The sequence below is a fragment of the Streptomyces sp. NRRL F-6676 genome (assembly GCF_000725625.1).
Lineage (GTDB): Bacteria > Actinomycetota > Actinomycetes > Streptomycetales > Streptomycetaceae > Streptomyces.
Map to the genome: position 1 here is coordinate 191,623 of NZ_JOHS01000006.1, position 13,224 is coordinate 204,846.

General features: G+C 72.3%; 15 protein-coding genes, 1 tRNA gene and 1 pseudogene. 3 read left to right on the plus strand and 14 right to left on the minus strand.

Going from position 1 to position 13,224, the window contains the following annotated elements; all coding sequences use genetic code 11:
• Positions 1-28: 28 nt before the first annotated feature.
• Together IO29_RS05010 and IO29_RS40180 are read right to left on the minus strand one after the other, a co-directional pair.
• A complete protein-coding gene (locus tag IO29_RS05010; RefSeq protein ID WP_030377055.1) occupies positions 29-508 on the minus strand; it encodes a PPOX class F420-dependent oxidoreductase in 480 nt (159 codons plus the stop codon).
• Between the two features lie 100 nt (positions 509-608).
• Entirely contained in the window at positions 609-1,043 is a 435-nt protein-coding gene (locus IO29_RS40180) for an STAS domain-containing protein (RefSeq protein WP_106969724.1), read from the minus strand.
• Positions 1,044-1,306: 263 nt separating this feature from the next.
• On the opposite strand from IO29_RS40180, the gene IO29_RS05020 reads away from it, so the two are divergent.
• Positions 1,307-1,999, plus strand: coding sequence for a GAF and ANTAR domain-containing protein (locus IO29_RS05020; protein ID WP_420705347.1), 693 nt, complete (start codon positions 1,307-1,309; stop codon positions 1,997-1,999).
• A gap of 232 nt (positions 2,000-2,231) precedes the next feature.
• On the opposite strand, the gene IO29_RS05025 is transcribed toward IO29_RS05020, so the two are convergent.
• The 3 genes from IO29_RS05025 to IO29_RS05035 all read right to left on the minus strand — a co-directional run bounded on the left by IO29_RS05025 (position 2,232) and on the right by IO29_RS05035 (position 6,332).
• Positions 2,232-3,053 (minus strand): YceI family protein, encoded by an 822-nt coding sequence (locus IO29_RS05025; RefSeq protein ID WP_030377058.1) that lies wholly within the window; start codon positions 3,051-3,053, stop codon positions 2,232-2,234.
• 174 nt (positions 3,054-3,227) lie between these two features.
• A complete protein-coding gene (locus IO29_RS05030; RefSeq protein ID WP_030377059.1) occupies positions 3,228-5,801 on the minus strand; it encodes an MFS transporter in 2,574 nt (857 codons plus the stop codon).
• A 33-nt stretch (positions 5,802-5,834) separates the two neighbouring features.
• Positions 5,835-6,332: a MarR family winged helix-turn-helix transcriptional regulator gene (locus IO29_RS05035; RefSeq protein WP_030377060.1), complete on the minus strand. Its 498-nt coding sequence runs from the start codon at positions 6,330-6,332 to the stop codon at positions 5,835-5,837.
• Positions 6,333-6,665: 333 nt separating this feature from the next.
• Here IO29_RS05035 and IO29_RS36260 point away from each other — a divergent pair, with 333 nt between their 5' ends.
• On the plus strand, positions 6,666-6,863 hold the full coding sequence (locus tag IO29_RS36260; RefSeq protein WP_030377061.1) for a hypothetical protein: 198 nt from the start codon (positions 6,666-6,668) through the stop codon (positions 6,861-6,863).
• 123 nt (positions 6,864-6,986) lie between these two features.
• Here IO29_RS36260 and IO29_RS05040 read toward each other — a convergent pair.
• From IO29_RS05040 to IO29_RS05070, 7 genes and pseudogenes are all read right to left on the minus strand, one after another.
• Positions 6,987-7,775, minus strand: a pseudogene (locus tag IO29_RS05040) (RNA polymerase sigma factor SigF); the annotation flags it as partial.
• Positions 7,776-8,064: 289 nt separating this feature from the next.
• The gene (locus IO29_RS05045; RefSeq protein ID WP_030377063.1) at positions 8,065-8,997 is read right to left on the minus strand and encodes an RNA polymerase sigma factor SigF; all 933 of its coding nucleotides are present in this window, start codon (positions 8,995-8,997) and stop codon (positions 8,065-8,067) included.
• A gap of 195 nt (positions 8,998-9,192) precedes the next feature.
• Positions 9,193-9,372, minus strand: a complete 180-nt coding sequence (locus IO29_RS05050) for a hypothetical protein (RefSeq protein ID WP_030377064.1) — start codon at positions 9,370-9,372, stop codon at positions 9,193-9,195.
• 165 nt (positions 9,373-9,537) lie between these two features.
• Positions 9,538-9,625, minus strand: a tRNA-Ser gene (locus tag IO29_RS05055).
• A 31-nt stretch (positions 9,626-9,656) separates the two neighbouring features.
• On the minus strand, positions 9,657-10,109 hold the full coding sequence (tadA, locus tag IO29_RS05060; RefSeq protein WP_033224854.1) for a tRNA adenosine(34) deaminase TadA: 453 nt from the start codon (positions 10,107-10,109) through the stop codon (positions 9,657-9,659).
• A gap of 68 nt (positions 10,110-10,177) precedes the next feature.
• Complete coding sequence (locus IO29_RS05065) at positions 10,178-10,711, minus strand: tRNA adenosine deaminase-associated protein (RefSeq protein ID WP_030377066.1); 534 nt, start codon at positions 10,709-10,711, stop codon at positions 10,178-10,180.
• Positions 10,712-11,032: 321 nt separating this feature from the next.
• A complete protein-coding gene (locus IO29_RS05070) occupies positions 11,033-11,248 on the minus strand; it encodes a hypothetical protein (protein ID WP_030377067.1) in 216 nt (71 codons plus the stop codon).
• Between the two features lie 136 nt (positions 11,249-11,384).
• On the opposite strand from IO29_RS05070, the gene upp reads away from it, so the two are divergent.
• Complete coding sequence (gene upp, locus IO29_RS05075; RefSeq protein WP_030377068.1) at positions 11,385-12,020, plus strand: uracil phosphoribosyltransferase; 636 nt, start codon at positions 11,385-11,387, stop codon at positions 12,018-12,020.
• Positions 12,021-12,158: 138 nt separating this feature from the next.
• Here upp and IO29_RS05080 read toward each other — a convergent pair whose 3' ends face one another.
• Complete coding sequence (locus IO29_RS05080) at positions 12,159-12,809, minus strand: LytR C-terminal domain-containing protein (RefSeq protein WP_234307338.1); 651 nt, start codon at positions 12,807-12,809, stop codon at positions 12,159-12,161.
• Positions 12,810-12,911: 102 nt separating this feature from the next.
• Positions 12,912-13,208, minus strand: a complete 297-nt coding sequence (locus IO29_RS05085) for a type II toxin-antitoxin system VapB family antitoxin (RefSeq protein ID WP_004929488.1) — start codon at positions 13,206-13,208, stop codon at positions 12,912-12,914.
• Between the last annotated feature and the right edge of the window lie 16 nt (positions 13,209-13,224).

A 13,224-nucleotide genomic window follows, 5' to 3' on the forward strand; every position in this document is an offset into this window, starting at 1 on the left:
CGGCGCCGGACCCGGACGTACGGCGTCGTCAGCCCTGGTCGTCGCCCTCCACCAGCCGCGCCGGGAAGCCGCCGGTGGCGACCGGACCCCAGCGCACCGGCGTCACCCGGATGAGGGACTTCCCCTGCTTGAGCATGGCCGCGCGGTACTCGTCCCAGTCGGGGTGCTCACCGGCGATGTTGCGGTAGTACTCCACGAGCGGCTCGACGGAGTCGGGGCTGTCGAGCACCTCGGCGGTGCCGTCGATCTGCACCCACGGGCCGTTCCACTCGTCGCTGAGCACGAGCAGGCTGACCCGCTCGTCCCGCCGGGCGTTCCGGGTCTTGGCGCGTTCGGGGTACGTGGAGACGACGATCCGCCCGGAGTCGTCCACCCCGCAGGTCAGCGGGGAGCCCTGGGGGCCGCCGTCGGCACGCCGGGTGAGCAGGATCGCCCGGTGCCGGGGGCGTACGAAGTCCAGCAACTCCTCGAGGGACACGGACGTGTTCGTCGCGATGTTGGGTGCCATGAGCGCAAGCCTAAGCGGCGCCGGCCCGACCGGCGCGGGCCCGAGTCGGGCCGGCCCGAGCGGCGCGGGCCAGACCGGGGCGGGCCAGACCGGGGCGGGACTACGCGGCGCCCGGGTCCGCGTCCGGGTCCGCCGGGCGGTCCGGGCCCGGCGCGCGTTCCCCCAGCAGGGCGCACGTGCCGGTGACGGCCTCGGTGAGGTCGTCGTAGACGGGCACGTCCCGCCGCAGCCCGGTCAGGGTTAGCACCCGCAGCACCAGGCCGTCCGGGGCGGCGACCAGCCGCAGCTCGGTGCCGGGCGGGAGCAGGGCGCGTACGTCGTCGATGAGCCGGACGCCCCGGGAGTCCATGAAGGCGGTGCCCGTCAGGTCCAGTACGAGGGTGTGCAGCGAGCCGGCCCGGTCCGCGACGACACGGGTCACCGCGCGCAGCAGATCGGCGCAGTTGCCCAGGTCGAGGTCGCGGGGAAGGGTGAGCAGGGTGCCGCCCGGAAGGTCCTCGGGGCGCAGCTCGTGGGGGTTGTCGGGGGCGGTCACGGTACTCACCTGCCAAACCGGTGTCAGGGTTCCGTTCCGAGCCGTTTCCTGACCCGCACGGCCATTCCACCACGTGCCGCCGGATGGTGGAAGGTCTCTTCCGCGGCTGTGGCACCGTGCGTCCCGAACAGCGCATCGAAGCAGATAAAGTGCTGTCCGTCCTGTGCTCGCAGTCGGGAATGTGCTGCGGAGCTCTCCTGGGCACGGCCGTCCGGTCGTGTCATGCCGAGAGGTTCGTGGTGGTCGCGTCCGACTTTTCTGAATTGCCTGAATTTGCGCCTGGATCCGCCCCGGCCTTCGAGCTCGCCGAGGCCATGACGGTCGCCTCGCAACAGCTGCACGGGACCTCCAGTCCGCACGGCACGCTGCACACGGCGGTACGGCTCGCGGTGCATCTCCTGCCCGGGGCCGAGTACGCCGGTGTCTCCGTCATCGACCGGAAGACGCGGGGGCGGACGGTGGCGTGGACCGACGAGGTCGTCCGCACCGCGGACGCGCTGAGCGCGGCACACGAGGAGGGCGCGTACTGGCAGGGCCTGTGGAACGAGCCGGTCGTCGTCATCCGTGACACCGAGACGTCCGGCGACGCGGACGTGCTGTCGGGGCTCGGGCTGCGGTCGGTGCTGTCGTTGCGGCTGCGGACGGAGCGGCGGCGGATGACGGTGCTGACGGCGTACGCGCGCAAGCCGGGGGCGTTCGACGAGGCGGCGACGCGGGTGGCGCGGTTGTTCACCGCGCACGTGGGGATGGCGCTGGACGCGGTGACCGTGCGGGAGCAGCTGACCGAGGCGATGCGGACGCGGGACCTGATCGGGCAGGCCACGGGGATTCTGATGGAGCGGCTGGACATCGACGCGGCGGAGGCGTTCGACAGCCTCGTGCGGGCGTCGCAGCAGGAGAACGTGAAGCTGCGGGAGCTGGCGCAGCGGCTCGTGGCGGCGCGCACGCCGGAGTGACCGCGGGGAGTCTCTCCGCCCAGGCCGCCGCCTCTGCCCTTCCTGTCCCCGGGGTCAAGCCCCGGAACCCCAAGAAGACGCGCGTTCCCCGCGCCCCTGACCGGGGCGCGGGGCCGTGTCCGCCGCGCGGCTCGGCCGCGGGGGCGCGGCCACCCGCCGTGCCCTGCGCGAGAAGTCCCCACGCGCCCGCAGTCGCCGAACCGCCCAAGCCCCCGAGCCAGGGGGCGCCGGACTACACCGCCGGCAACTCCTCGCCCTGGACCACCTGAACGTCCAGTTCGACCCGCAGCGTCGTCCCCACCGCTGCGATGCCCGCCTGGACGACCTGGTTGTAGTTCATCGCGAAGTCCTCCCGGCGCAGTTCCGTCGTCGCGCGGAAGGCCGCCCGCGTGCCGCCCCACGGGTCCGAGCCGGTGCCGAGGTAGGCGAGGTCCAGGTCGACCGGGCGCACGACACCGTGCAGGGACAGTTCCCCGTGCACGGTCCACCGGTCGGGGCCCGCCGGGGTCAGGCCCGTCGAGGCGTAGGTGATCTCCGGGTACGTCTCGACGTCCAGGAAGTCCGGCGAGCGCAGGTGTCCGTCGCGCATGCCGTTGCCCGTGTCGATGGAGGCCGCGCGGATGACCGCCTCCACGCGCGACTTCTCGATCTCGTCGGGCGCGATCTCGATGCGCCCGGCGAACTCCGTGAACCGCCCCCGCACGCTGGAGATCCCCAGGTGCTGGGCGATCGCGGCGACGGAGGAGTGCGCGGGGTCGATGGTCCAGGGCCCCGGCGGCGGCAGCTCCGTACCGCCCTGGCGGGCCAGTGTGACGGTGCCGAGCTCGGCCCGTCCGCTCGCGGTGACGAGCGCGCTGGACGCGGTGGGCGCGTAGCCGACCGCGGTGACGATGACGGTGTAGGCGCCCGGGGCGAGCGCGGTGGTGTCCCGGACGGCGCCCTCCGCGTCGGCCCCGGCCCGCACCACCTGCGTTCCGGTCATGTCGGTCACGGTGACGACCGCGTGCGACACGGCCCATCCGTCCCGCGTACGGATCCGTGCGGTCAGTCCCATCGGGCGGTCTCCCTCTCGGCGAATCAGTGAACAGCGAAGTGCTGGGGCCGGGTGCGTGCGTCCGGCCGGGTAAATGCGTCCAAAGACTTGAATGTCTCCGTGACGGCCGAAAAAACCGGCCCGCAGGGGGCGCACTGCCGCTCAAGCGCGCGCCCCCGGCGGGCCGGGGTCCGGCTACTCGCCCGGGTGGGCCAGTTCGATGTCGTGGCCGTCGACGCCGGGCCCGGAGACCGTCAGCGAGGTGGCCACCGGCGGGTAACCCGTCGCGATGACGGTGTACTCGCCGCCGTCCAGGTCGGCGAAGGCGTACGCCCCGTCCGCCCCGGTGGTGGCGGTGCCGACCACGTTGCCGGCGGCGTCCACCAGCGTCACGCGGGCGTCGGCGAGCGGACCGTGCGGCGCCCGTACGACGCCCTGGAGCTGCGCACCGGCCTCCAGTTCGACCTCGATCCGGGTGACCCCGGTGCCGCCGACCTCGACGGGCAGCGCCCGCGGCCGGAACCCGGCGGCGTTGACCGCGACGGTCACCGCGCCCGGCACCAGCTCGGTGAAGGCGAAGTCGCCCTGCTCACCGGTGGACCCGGTGGCCAGCAGGTCGCCGCGCACGTCGGTCACGATGACCATCGCGTCCTTGACCGGCAGCGCCCCGTCGGCCGTGCGGACCACACCGCTCAGCCCGCTGGTGCCGCTGAGCAGGATGTCGTACGCCACCGGCTCGCCGCCCACCACGACGGTGGACGCCTGCGGCTGGAACCCGTCGGCGGCGGCGATCAGCACGTAGGACCCGGCGCCGGGCGCGTCCACGGCGTAGGCGCCGTCGGCCCCCGCGACCGAGCGGCCGAGCTGGCGGCCGCCGAGCGAGATCAGCGTGACGGCGGCCCGCGGGACGGGCGCGTTCTCGGTGCCGCGGACGTGGCCGCGTACCGGGATGCCGCCGGAGACGGGGCCCGCGGCCGGCTCCTCGGGGGAGGCGGCGGTGGCGACGGCGGCGAGCCGCTGGGTGCCCTCGGGGCCCGCCCCGGCGGGAGCGGCGGCGGCCCAGCTGGGCACCCGCTGTCCGCCGTCGGTGTCACCCGCGGGGGCGGACTCCGCGGCGGCCGTCTCCTGGGCCTCCGCGACGGCCGGGGCCGCGGCGGGGTCCAGCGGGGGGTTCTCGCCTTCGGCGGCCTGGGCGAGGGCGCCCTTGGTCCGCAGCGGGACCTCCTTGATGAAGAGCGTGATCAGGAAGGCGAGGGCGGCGACGCCCCCGGCGATCAGGAAGACGTCGGCGATGCCGTGGCCGTAGGCGCTCTCCATGACCGTGCGCAGCGGGGCCGGCAGCTTGTCCATGTCGGGGATGGCACCGGAGCCCGAGCCCGACGCGGCGGCCGCGTACTTCGGGTCGAGGCCGGCCAGGCCGTCCATGACGTAGTCGGTGATCCGGTGGGCCATCACCGCGCCGAGCGCGGAGACGCCGATCGCACCACCGAGGGAGCGGAAGAAGGTGACCGTGGAGCTGGCCGAACCGAGATCGGCCGGGCTGACCTGGTTCTGCGTGCACAGCACCAGGTTCTGCATCATCATGCCGATGCCGAGGCCCAGCATGGCCATGAAGATGGCCATCTTCCAGTAGTCCGTGTCGTACCGGATGGTGCCCAGCAGGCCGAGGCCCGCGGTCACCAGCACGCCACCGCTGACCAGCCACGCCTTCCAGCGTCCGGTGCGGGTGATGAACTGCCCGGAGACGGTGGAGGCGATGAACAGGCCGCCGATCATCGGGATGGTCATGACGCCCGACATGGTCGGGGACTTGTCCCGGGCGAGCTGGAAGTACTGGCTGAAGAAGACGGTGCCGGTGAACATCGCGACACCCACGAAGAGCGAGGCGAGGGACGCCAGCGTGATGGTGCGGTTGCGGAACAGCCGCAGCGGGATGATCGGCTCGCTGGCCTTCGCCTCGACCAGTACGAAGATCGCACCGAGGATGATCGCACCGCCGACCATCACATACGTCTGCCACGAGACCCAGTCGTACTTGTCACCGGCGAAGGTGACCCAGATCAGCAGCAGCGAGACCGCGGCGGCGACGAAGGTCGCGCCGGCCCAGTCGACCTTGACGTCCCGCTTCAGGGTGGGCAGGTGCAGGGTCTTCTGCAACACGATCAGCGCGATGACCGCGAACGGCACGCCGACGTAGAAGCACCAGCGCCAGCCCAGCCACGAGGTGTCGGTGATGACACCGCCGAGCAGCGGGCCGCCGACGGTCGCGACGGCGAAGGTCGCGCCGAGGTAGCCGGAGTAGCGGCCGCGCTCACGGGGGGAGATCATCGCGGCCATGACGATCTGGGCGAGGGCGGACAGACCGCCGACGCCTATGCCCTGCACCACACGGCAGACGATCAGCATGCCGGGGTTCTGCGACAGACCTGCGGCGGCCGACGCGAGGACGTAGATGACGAGCGCTATCTGGACGAGCGCTTTCTTGCTGAACAGGTCGGCGAGCTTGCCCCACAGGGGGGTGGTCGCCGTCATGGCCAGCAGGGAGGCGGTGACGACCCAGGTGTAGGCCGACTGCCCACCGCCCAGATCGCCGACGATCTCGGGCAGCGCGTTGGTCACGATCGTGGACGACAGGATCGCCACGAACATGCCGAGCAGCAGCCCGGAGAGCGCCTCCATGATCTGCCGGTGCGTCATCTGGACGCCGTCCGGGGTGCCTCCCCCGTGCTTGGCGTGAGCCCGCACACCGGCTGGTGTGGTCGTTGCCATGGGCTTCCTTTTTTCTCGGGGTTCTTTGCGGTTCTATGCGGGTGTACGGGTGGTCTGTTCCGCACCCTGCGCGGGCTGGGGCAGCCGGGCGGACGCCGTCGAACGGCAGTCCCCGAAGCTGGCCCGCAGGCGCGTCATGAGCCGGATGAGCTGGACGACCTCGTCGTCGCTCCAGTCGCTGAGCCGGTCGGCCAGCAGCTCGGTGGTCCGTCGGGAGAGGTCTTCGAGCCGGTCCCGGCCGGGCGGAGTGAGGTGGAGGATCCGGGAACGTCTGTCCGCCGGATCCGCGGAGCGTTCGATCCAGCCGCGGTCTGCGACATGGGCGACGTGGCGGCTGGTGACCGACATGTCCACGGCGAGCAGCTCGGCGAGTCTGCTCATGCGCATGGCACCGTGCCGGTCGAGGAGGAGGAGTACGGCGGCGGAGCCGGCGGGGCAGTCCGGGGGCATGACCCGTGCCATGTCCCTCTTGACGGCTCCCACGGCACTGAGCTGACGCGCCAGCTCCTCGAACTGCGCCTGCTCTGCCATGCCTCGACACCTCCCGCTTTGTTGCTCTAGGCAACCATAACCGGAGGTTGGTTGCTACAGGCAAACAAAGAGGGGGTGCGCAGCACAAAATATTGGCAAAGGCAAGTGTTGGGATGGTAAAGATGCAGGTGGGTGGCGGGAAAGTTCTCTTCGGCTGCGGGCCGGCGGAGGCCGATCGCGCCCACGCGGCGGAGGTCGCGGTTCGACACGGCCCCGCGCCCCCTGAAAAGCCGGGCCGGGGGCGGCAGCCCCTTCACGCAGGCGGCAGGCCCCCACGCATCGGGCCAAGGGGGGCCTTGGACCCCGTACTTGGGCCCGGTAGGGTCTCGGGGCATGGCTAACACCCAGGGCCCGCAGGGCAACCACGACCCCGCCGGCAGCACCCAGATGTTCCGCGCCTTCGTCGACGAGGCCCCGCAGGGCCGCCGCCAGGAGCCCGCGGCGGCGGCCGGCCCCCGCATCGGCCTGATCGTCGGCATCGTCGTCGCCGTGGCGGTCGTGGCCGCCGTCGCCTGGCTCGCCCTGAAGTAGGACGGCCGGCCGAGCGGCTCGGACAGCGAAACGCGGCGGGGGGGGGGGGGGGGGGGGGGGGCCCCCCCCCCCCCCCCCCCCCCGCCCGGGGCGGGCCCCCCCCCCCCGGGAAGGGCCCCCCCCCCAGAAGCGCAGCATGATGATCTGCCGCTCCCTCGGCGGCAGCTTCGCCAGCAGCGGCTTCAGCGACTCCCGGTACTCCACGCCCTCCAGGGCCGTGTCCTCGTAGCCGAGCCGGTCCGCGAGCGAGCCCTCGCCGCCGTCGTCCTCCGGGGCGGGGGAGTCCAGCGAGGACGCGGTGTAGGCGTTGCCCACCGCGAGCCCGTCGACGACGTCCTCCTCGGAGACCCCGAGCACCGCCGCCAGCTCGGCCACCGTCGGCGACCGGTCCAGCTTCTGCGACAGCTCGTCGCTGGCCTTCGTCAGGGCGAGCCGCAGCTCCTGGAGCCGGCGCGGCACCCGCACCGACCAGGACGTGTCGCGGAAGAACCGCTTGATCTCGCCCACGACCGTCGGCATCGCGAAGGTCGGGAACTCCACGCCGCGGTCCGGGTCGAACCGGTCGATCGCCTTGATCAGCCCGATCGTGCCGACCTGGACGATGTCCTCCATCGGCTCGTTGCGGCTGCGGAAGCGGGCCGCCGCGTAGCGGACGAGGGGGAGGTTGAGCTCGATGAGGGTGTCCCGGACGTACGCGCGTTCGGGGCTGTGCTCGTCGAGTGCGGCGAGCCGCAGGAAGAGGGAGCGGGACAGGGTGCGGGTGTCGATGGCTGCCGAGGACGGGAAGGCCGGGGCCTCCGGGGCCTGGACGGCCTCGGCGGCGGGAAGGTCCTGAGGGTCCTGGAGCACGTCGGGCGTCGTGTCGCTCTTCGTGAGCGTGAGCACCTTCGAGCTGCCCTGGTCTGCGGACATGCCACCCCCTTTGGGTCGCGGACGGTCGCGGCGGACGCTCCCGTCGGAGGAACGCAGCCTCCACCTGAATACCGGCTGGAACGCTGCGGCAAACGCGCTGCCGGAAGAATGTCACATGTCGGCAACGCTCTGTAGAGACATGTCGACATGTGGGACGGCAATTCCCGCTGCAAGAGAGGGGTCTGACGGGCTTTCGGGCCCGGAAGGGCGCAAAATCGCCCCGCCCCCGATTCCCTCCCCCAGGTGACCGGCCGGACGCGTGTACGTCACCCGTGAGGGGGCTGGACGCTCACGCCTCGATGCGGTTGGCGGAGCGCAGCCGCGCGAAGCTGCGCGCGAGCAGCCGCGAGACGTGCATCTGGGAGACGCCCAGCTCCGCACTGATCTGCGACTGCGTGAGGTTGCTGTAGTACCGCAGCAGCAGGATCCGCTGCTCCCGCTCGGGCAGCTGGACGAGCAGATGCCGTACGAGGTCGCGGTGTTCGACGCCGTCGAGGGCGGGGTCCTCGTAGCCGAGCCGGTCGAGTAGGCCGGGCAGTCCGTCGCCCTCCTGGGCCGCCTCGAGCGAGGTCGCGTGGTACGAGCGGCCGGCCTCGATGCAGGAGAGCACCTCCTCCTCGCCGATCCGCAGCCGCTCGGCGATCTCGGCGGTGGTCGGGGAGCGCCCGAACGCGGTGGTGAGGTCCTCGGTCGCACTGTTGACCTGCACCCACAGCTCGTGCAGCCGGCGCGGGACGTGCACGGTGCGGACGTTGTCCCGGAAGTAGCGCTTGATCTCGCCGACGACGGTCGGCATCGCGAAGGTCGGGAACTGCACCCCCCGGTCGGGGTCGAACCGGTCGATCGCGTTGATCAGCCCGATGGTGCCGACCTGGACGACGTCCTCCATCGGCTCGTTGCGGGAGCGGAAGCGGGCGGCCGCGTAGCGCACGAGCGGGAGGTTCGCCTCGATGAGCGCCCCGCGTACGCGGTCGTGTTCACAGGAGCCCGGCTCGAGGTCCTTGAGCTGGGTGAAGAGCACCTGGGTCAGCGCCCGGGTGTCGGCACCGCGCCGCTTCGGCGGGACCTGTGGGGCCTGCGGGCCCTGGGCGGCCTCCGGCGCGGGGCCGGGCACGGGAGCGGCCTGGACGGATGCGGGTGCGGACGTGGGGGCGGGGGCGGACGTGGGGGCGGGAGCGGGGGCCGGAAGCTCGTCCTGGGGCGGCGCAGTACTGGCCGACACGGTCAACGCCACCTCTTCACTCGTCAACGCATCGTCAATTCATCCCTCAAAAGCGGTCATAGCATCACAAGACATGTGCACTGTGTGCAAGCACCGCATAACGCCGTGTTGAGGGGTGGAATCGTCCAGTTGCCGCGAATCGCCGCGAGTTGACGTGGAGCGGAAGGTGAGCCCGGACGGGGCGGTGAGCGGGTGTCAGTCCTTGGCGCCGTTGGCGAGCCAGGTCATGAAGTCGCCGACCGACTGCGCGGCGTTCGAAATGCCTTCGAACCCGATCTGGACGTAGTCGGCGGCCTTCGCCGGGTCGGTGATGATCACGTACAGCGCGAAGACGACGAGCGCGTACAGCGCGATCTTCTTTCCCTGCACCGCCACGCGGCCTCCCCCGTCTCCTGCGCCCCATGAACCCCGTACACCGCCGGTGAGTGTAACCCGCGCACGTGTTCGGCGCCTTGGAAAGGATCACGCGCGTCCGGTGGCCGGCCCGGGGGCGAGCACGCGCATGCAAAAGAGGCCCCGTCCTGCGACGGAGCCTCTTCATGGCGGTAGCGGAGGGATTTGAACCCTCGGTGACTTGCGCCACACTCGCTTTCGAGGCGAGCTCCTTCGGCCGCTCGGACACGCTACCGAGGGAGACATTACCCCAAGGTGCGCCCCGGTCAGAAATCCGTTTCCCGCTCCCGGCCGCCGGTGCGGAAGAAGTCGGTGAGGAGGCGGGCGCAGTCGTCCGCGAGGACGCCGCCGATCACCTCGGGGCGGTGGTTGAGCCGCCGGTCGCGGACCAGGTCCCAGAGGGAACCGGCCGCGCCGGCCTTGTCGTCGCGGGCGCCGTAGACGACCCGGTCCACCCGGGACTGCTGGAGGGCGCCCGCGCACATCGTGCACGGCTCCAGCGTGACGACGAGCGTGCAGCCGGTCAGCCGCCACTCGCCGGCCGCGGCGGCCGCCCGGCGCAGTGCGAGCACCTCCGCGTGCGCGGTCGGGTCGCCCGTCGCCTCCCGCTCGTTGTGCCCGGTGGCCAGCGGGGTGCCGTCCGCCAAGAGCACGAGGGCGCCCACCGGCACGTCCCCGCCCTCGGCGGCGCGCACGGCCTCCCGCAGCGCGAGCCGCATGGGGGCGTGCCACCGGTCCCGTACCGGATCGGGGACCGGCGGAGCGTCGTCCGTCGTCACGCGCGGGCCTAGCGCACGGTTTCCAGGACCTCCGAGGCGCCCAGGGCCTCGGCGATCGCGGTCAGTGCCTCCTCGGCGTCCAGGGAACGCAGTTCCTTCTCCCCGACGCCGAGGTCGTCGAGGATCTCCGCGTCGCCGACGGGGCCGTGCGGCACGGCGTCGGCGCCCGTGCCGTCGTCCTCGTCGTCGCCCTTGCCGGACTCACCGTCCTCCGTGCCGTCGAGGTCCAGGGAGTCCAGGTCGGCGCCGTCGTCGCCGGGCTCTCTGCCGAGCAGTTCGTCGGTGAGCAGGATCTCGCCGTACGAGCTGCGGGTGGCCGCGGCGGCGTCCGACACGTAGATACGAGGATCCTCCTCGCCGTCCACGCGGACGACGCCGAACCACGCGTCCTCCTGCTCGATCAGGACGAGCACCGTGTCCTCGTCGGCCGTGGCTTCCCGGGCCAGGTCGGCCAGATCCGACAGGGTCTCCACATCGTCGAGCTCTGTGTCGCTCGCTTCCCACCCGTCTTCGGTGCGCGCGAGCAGTGCGGCGAAGTACACCGTGACTCTCCCACTGGTCATAGGCATGCCGGTTGGGGGTCCCCCCGGCCAAGTCGCGGGCGGGGAGAGCTGTGCTGTGTCCCCCGCCCACTCGGAATCGTGGCAGAAACAAGGCGTTCAGGGGATGTCTTCACGACGCTGTGTTGCACCCTCTTGTCCGGGGCGGGAGTCCGGGGGCCGGGCTCGGGCCGCGAGGTGCCTGCCGCTGCCGACGTGATCGTACGCGGCGCGGCTCACGGGTGAAGGGGCGGCCGTCGTCCGGTCCGCGACCGCGGGAGTCTCGTCATCCGGTCCACGACCGCGGGGTGTTCGTCGTCCGGCTCACCAGCGGAACGTGCGCATGCGCATCGCGCGGCGGAGCCGGGCGACCTTCGCGCGGCGCGGCTGGACGCGCTCGCGCAGTGCGCGGGCCTCCGCGCGCTCGCGCAGGAACTGGGCCCGGCGGCGCCGGCGCGCGGCCTCGCCGTCCTGCTCCTGCTCCTGGCGCGGTGTGTCCCCGTGCTGCGGTGTGTCCCCGTGGGACTGCTGGTCGGACATCGTCACATCACTCCGGTCGGTCCCTCCCACCTTCCCTCCGACGGGGGGTTTGATGCAGGCGGGCGGGTGAATCGCGGTGCCGGTGCTTGCCGGGCGCGGCGCCGCCGGACCCGCGGCGCCCGGTTACTGTGGGGTCATGCGTCTCCACGTCGTCGACCATCCGCTGGTCGCCCACAAGCTCACCACGCTGCGCGACCGCCGCACCGACTCCGCGACCTTCCGCCGGCTCGCCGACGAACTCGTCACCCTGCTCGCCTACGAGGCCACCCGGGACGTGCGCACCGAGGCCGTCGACATCCAGACCCCGGTCGCCTCGACCACCGGCGTCAAGCTCTCCCACCCGCGGCCCCTGGTGGTGCCGATCCTGCGGGCCGGCCTCGGGATGCTCGACGGCATGGTGCGGCTGCTGCCGACCGCCGAGGTGGGCTTCCTCGGCATGATCCGCAACGAGGAGACGCTGCAAGCCTCGACGTACGCCACGCGGATGCCGGAGGACCTCTCCGGGCGGCAGGTCTACGTCCTCGACCCGATGCTCGCCACCGGCGGCACGCTGGTCGCGGCGATCCGCGAGCTGATCCGGCGCGGCGCGGACGACGTGACGGCCGTGGTGCTGCTGGCCGCGCCGGAGGGCGTGGAGATCATGGAGCGCGAGCTGGCGGGGACGCCGGTCACCGTGGTGACCGCGGCGGTCGACGACCACCTCAACGAGCACGGCTACATCATCCCGGGCCTGGGCGACGCGGGGGACCGGCTGTACGGGGCGGCGGAGTAGGCACCTCCGGGTCCCTTGCCGGGGCTGCCGGGCGGCGGAGTAGACGCTCCGGGTCCCTTGCCGGGCGGCGGGGCAGGCGGTCCGGGCTCCTTGCCGGGGCTGCCGGGCGCCGGGGCAGGCTGCCTGGCGGCGGGTGGGTCAGCAGCCCTTGCCCGCCGCGGGTGTCGTGGGTGCGGGGTGCCGGAGCGCGGTCAGTGCCTGGTCGGCCGATTTCGCGGCCGTCAGCCGCTGGAAGCCGTCGCCCAGGATCAGATCGACGTCGGCGCCCTTGCGTCCGGCCTCGGTCTTCTGCTCCGCGCCGGTCAGCTGGGTCGCCAGCACCGGCAGCGAGGTGTCCTTGGCCGCGGCCGGGCCGAGGACGACACCGACGCCCTTGACCTTCTTGTCGTACTGCTTCGTCGCGTTGCCGACGGTTCCGACCTTGAAACCGCGCTTCTTCAGCTCCGCCGCGGTGTCCTTGGCCAGCCCGCCGTGCGTGGTGGCGTTCAGGACGTTGACGGTGATCTTCCCGGGCGCGGGCAGCGCGGCCGCACGGACGCCCGGCGAGGGGCTCGCCTTCGCCGGGCACGCGGCGGCCTTGGTGCCGACGGACGCGGAGGCCTTGTCGCCACCGCCGGTGAAGACGTCGATGAGCTGCAAGGTCCCCCAGCCGATCAGCCCGAGCGCGGCGACGGAGGCGACGGCCCCGACGACGAGCCTGCGGCGCCTCCGCGGGGGGCGCATCCGCGGGTACTTGTCACCCGTGATCCGGTACTGGCCGCCCATGCCGGGAGGAGTCAGCATGCTCATGAGCGCAGCGTAGTGCGCCGGAGCGGCCGTGCCTACCAGATGATCATTCGATCGGGCCGAGTACGACCCGAAAGGGTCAACCGGGGTCCGGTTCCGCCCGGCTCAGTCGAGTTCGAGCACCCGCGCGTGCAGTACCTGCCGCTGCTGGAGCGCGGCACGCACCGCGCGGTGGAGTCCGTCCTCGAGGTACAGATCGCCCCGCCACTTGACGACATGCGCGAAGAGGTCGCCGTAGAACGTGGAGTCCTCGGCGAGCAGCGTTTCCAGGTCGAGCTGCTGCTTGGTCGTCACCAGTTGATCGAGGCGGACCGGGCGCGGTGCGACGTCCGCCCACTGCCGGGTGCTTTCCCGGCCGTGGTCGGGGTACGGCCGGCCGTTTCCGATGCGCTTGAAGATCACACGGAAAGCCTACCGG